Annotated in this window: 2 protein-coding genes, 1 tRNA gene and 1 pseudogene; 2 read left to right on the forward strand and 2 right to left on the reverse strand. The window is 67.9% G+C overall.

The window, feature by feature from the left end; all coding sequences use genetic code 11:
- The first annotated feature begins 248 nt into the window (after positions 1–248).
- The gene (locus ABTY04_RS40610) at positions 249–419 is read left to right on the forward strand and encodes a hypothetical protein (protein ID WP_352218454.1); all 171 of its coding nucleotides are present in this window, start codon (positions 249–251) and stop codon (positions 417–419) included.
- Positions 420–1,520: 1,101 nt separating this feature from the next.
- Here the strand turns inward: ABTY04_RS40610 and ABTY04_RS40615 are convergent.
- A tRNA-OTHER gene (locus ABTY04_RS40615) sits at positions 1,521–1,625 on the reverse strand.
- A gap of 207 nt (positions 1,626–1,832) precedes the next feature.
- On the opposite strand from ABTY04_RS40615, the gene ABTY04_RS40620 reads away from it, so the two are divergent.
- Positions 1,833–2,765 carry a right-handed parallel beta-helix repeat-containing protein gene (locus ABTY04_RS40620; RefSeq protein ID WP_352218455.1) on the forward strand — a complete coding sequence of 311 codons (933 nt, stop codon included), beginning with the start codon at positions 1,833–1,835 and terminating at the stop codon, positions 2,763–2,765.
- 123 nt (positions 2,766–2,888) lie between these two features.
- Here the strand turns inward: ABTY04_RS40620 and ABTY04_RS40625 are convergent.
- Positions 2,889–3,143 (reverse strand): annotated as a pseudogene (locus ABTY04_RS40625) (transposase); the annotation flags it as partial.
- Between the last annotated feature and the right edge of the window lie 95 nt (positions 3,144–3,238).

Raw genomic sequence — 3,238 nt, forward strand, 5'->3', positions numbered from 1 at the left:
CGCTTTCATCGCGGCCCACTCGGTGTCGTAGTCGGGCCGCACCTCGGCGACCATGCGCACCGCACGACGGCGCAGCTCAAGCGGGTACTGGGAAGGACGTGCCATGACTCGATCCTCTCAAACGATCGAGTCCCTACCGAACCCGGAACGGTTCAATATGGGTCACGGCCGCGACGTTGGCCTTGATCCCGGTCGCCTTCCTCTTCGGGTGTCTGGCCGGGATGGCCCAGGAGGTTCACCCTCAGACCGTGGCCGTCCTCATGATCTTCTGGTTCGCGTCCTGGACGGTTACCCCTTTGCTCGTGGTGGCATCCCGGCTGCCGCTGCGACACCCCACCCTGACCAGGGCACGCCGATGGGCGGGGTGGCTCGCGCTGCTCCCGCCGACGGTCACGATCCTTTTGAGTCTCGGCCTGTAGATGACGACCTCGATGCCGGCCACGGATGCCTCACGCGCGGCTCTGGGAAACGAGCCCGGCCACATGGAGCCCGACCGGCGGGGCGCCGAGGATCTGGCGACCCGGGACCGACAGCAGCCGGACGATTCCCACACTGAGCCCGTTGGCCGACGGCCTGCCCGCTACGCTCAAGATCACGCCGTGCCGACAGGAGTGTGCGGACGAGGGCAGGTGCCCCAGGCGCTCTGGACACCACCTGACCGCACAAGGTGCCCCCGCCAGCCGGCAGGAGCACCTCGGCGAAACTCCACCACCTGCGCCGCGCCCCGACCGGGGAGCGCGCCTACCGCCGGTGCCCCCCGGTCCATCGCCCGGCTCACCGGACATCGCGTCGAGGGCGGCCTGTGGGGTTGCCTGGGGGTTGGCTGGGGTGCGGCGGGACGTCGGCCGTGTGCTGACGTGGTGGTTGTGGTGGGATCTGCGGTATGGGTGAGTCAGACCGTCGGCAGAGGAGCGGTGCTCAATGGCGGCTGGGACAGCGGCAGCGGGCACGGCGTGCCGTTGCGGCTCGCGCCGGCGACGCCGCCGACCTTGCGAGGCTCCTGGACATGCTGGCGCTCTGGCCAGGTTTGGACGCGGACGCCGGGGCCGACTGGGTGGGCATGGACCTGGCCGGTTTCAACGACTCTGTGTAAGGGCTACACCAACCATTGTGGGCTTGTGGCGGGTGGGTTGTGTTTCTGGGCGCGGCGATCGGGCTGCGGCGGGGCCGATGCCACGCGTACGCAGCCGTTCCCGTTTCCGTGACTGCCTGACGTGGCTGGGGCCGTTCATAAGTTGCCTGGGCGGACGCTGGCCTGGTCGGCCTGCGGGGCACCGCCTCGCCGGGGTCGGCGGGCGGCGTGGTCTGTCACGGGTGGCGCACGCCGGTCCGGGGGAGGCGTGCGTGTGCAAGCGGCACTGCGGCGTCGTCCCGGTGTTCTGATGCCAGGAGGGCGGGGACGCGGGGACGCGGTCGGCCCTGTGCTGGAATGGCACCCTGGCGGCGGACTCCGCTGCGCGCAGCTTGCGGGCGTTGACCCGGTCAGGGTGTAGAGGGTGGTCGGCTGCGGCCGTTTCTGCTGGCGGTGGGTGTGGGATGTGAACCCACGGTGGCCTGCGCCACGACGGTTTTGAAGATCGTTGGCACAAGCGTCCCGCACCGCCCGCCGGGGACGCTCACCCGCCGCCCGTGAGCCGCACCGGTCACCGGCCCCTGCCATTGGGGGGACACACGGGCTGCCAGCGGCGCGGCATCCACCCCACAGCCACCCCGATGGGACATCCCTTGTTGCACCTGTGGGCGCTCACGCCGCCCTTGCCCAAGAACGACAACAGGTCGGGGCAGCCGCCTCTGACCAGCCACGGAGAAGGAGAAGCCGGATGATCATGCGAATGCCCCGAGCAGTGTGGCGCCGGTGGGTCTCGGCTGCGGTGATGGCGGCCGGGGCTGGCCTGGCGGCCGCAGCCCCGGCCGCGGCCGCCCAGACAACGGTGGACTGCAACGCCGACCCCTCCGCCCTGCAGCCCGTGATCACCGCCGCCTCGGCGGGGGACACGCTGCTGGTGCGGGGGACCTGCACCGGCAACTTCACCATCGACAAGAACCTGACCCTGATCGGCCTGAAACCCGCGGTCCTCGACGGCACCCAGACCGGCACCACCGTCACCGTCACCAACGGCGCTCAGGTGGAGCTGAAAAGCCTGACCATCACGAACGGCAGCGGCTTCAACGGCGGCGGCATCGTCAACAACAGCGGCAGCACGCTGACGCTGTACGACTCAACGGTGAGCTACAGCACCGCCATCAACGCGGGCGGAGGCATCTTCAACGACGACAACAGCACGGTCGTGCTGGACCGCTCCACGGTGCGCAACAACACCACGAGCCCCGGCAACGGCGGCGGCATCTTCAATGCCGTCAACAGCGCCCTGACGCTGCACGACTCCAGGATCAAAGACAACACGGCGGGCAGCATCGGCGCCATCTACAACTACGGCGGCACGGTGACGCTCGACCGCTCCACGGTGCGCGACAACACCAGTGCCTCCGACACTGGCGGCATCTACAACAACGCCAACGGCGTGCTGGTGCTGATCGACTCCAAGGTGACGCACAACACCGCGAACAACGGCAACGGCGGCGGAATCTACAACGACAACACGGTGACGCTGATCGACTCCAAGGTGACGGACAATACCGCGAACAACGGCATCGGCGGCGGAATCTACAACGACGACAAGGTGACACTGGACCACTCGAAGGTGAGCGGCAACACACCGGACAACTGCGCCCCGTCCGGTAGCGTCCCCGGCTGCACCGGCTGACCTCCCCAGGTCCCGCCCGACGTGATGGCGAGCAGAGCCAGAAGGGAGTGTCATGAATCAGGTGACCGTTCTCCGCGTCCATCAGGGAGGGCGTGTCAGTGATCTTGTGTAAGTCGGTTGGTGTCATTGGATGCTGAGCCGGTCCTCGAAGAACAGTGGGAACTGGTTCGGCGCCCTTTTCCAGTGTGCGGCGACGTGGTTCGCGTCGCGCGCTTTCGGGTTGATCTGCTCGCGGACCGCGAGGTAGAGGACCTTCAAGGCGGCCTGTTCCGAGCGGGAATGGCCGCGGTTGCGGGTGGCCTTGCGGAGCCGCGAGTTGATCGATTCGACCATGTTCGTTGAGTAGACCACCGTCCTTATGGCCGGCGGAAACGCCAGCTATTGAGGCGAAACTGATGGGTTTCCTGATCGTTGGTGGGGTGTGAGCGAGGATCGGGACATGCGTCGTCTGTCGCCTGCCGCGCAGGAGGATC

The organism is Streptomyces sp. NPDC097981, assembly GCF_040302565.1.
Taxonomy (GTDB): domain Bacteria; phylum Actinomycetota; class Actinomycetes; order Streptomycetales; family Streptomycetaceae; genus Streptomyces.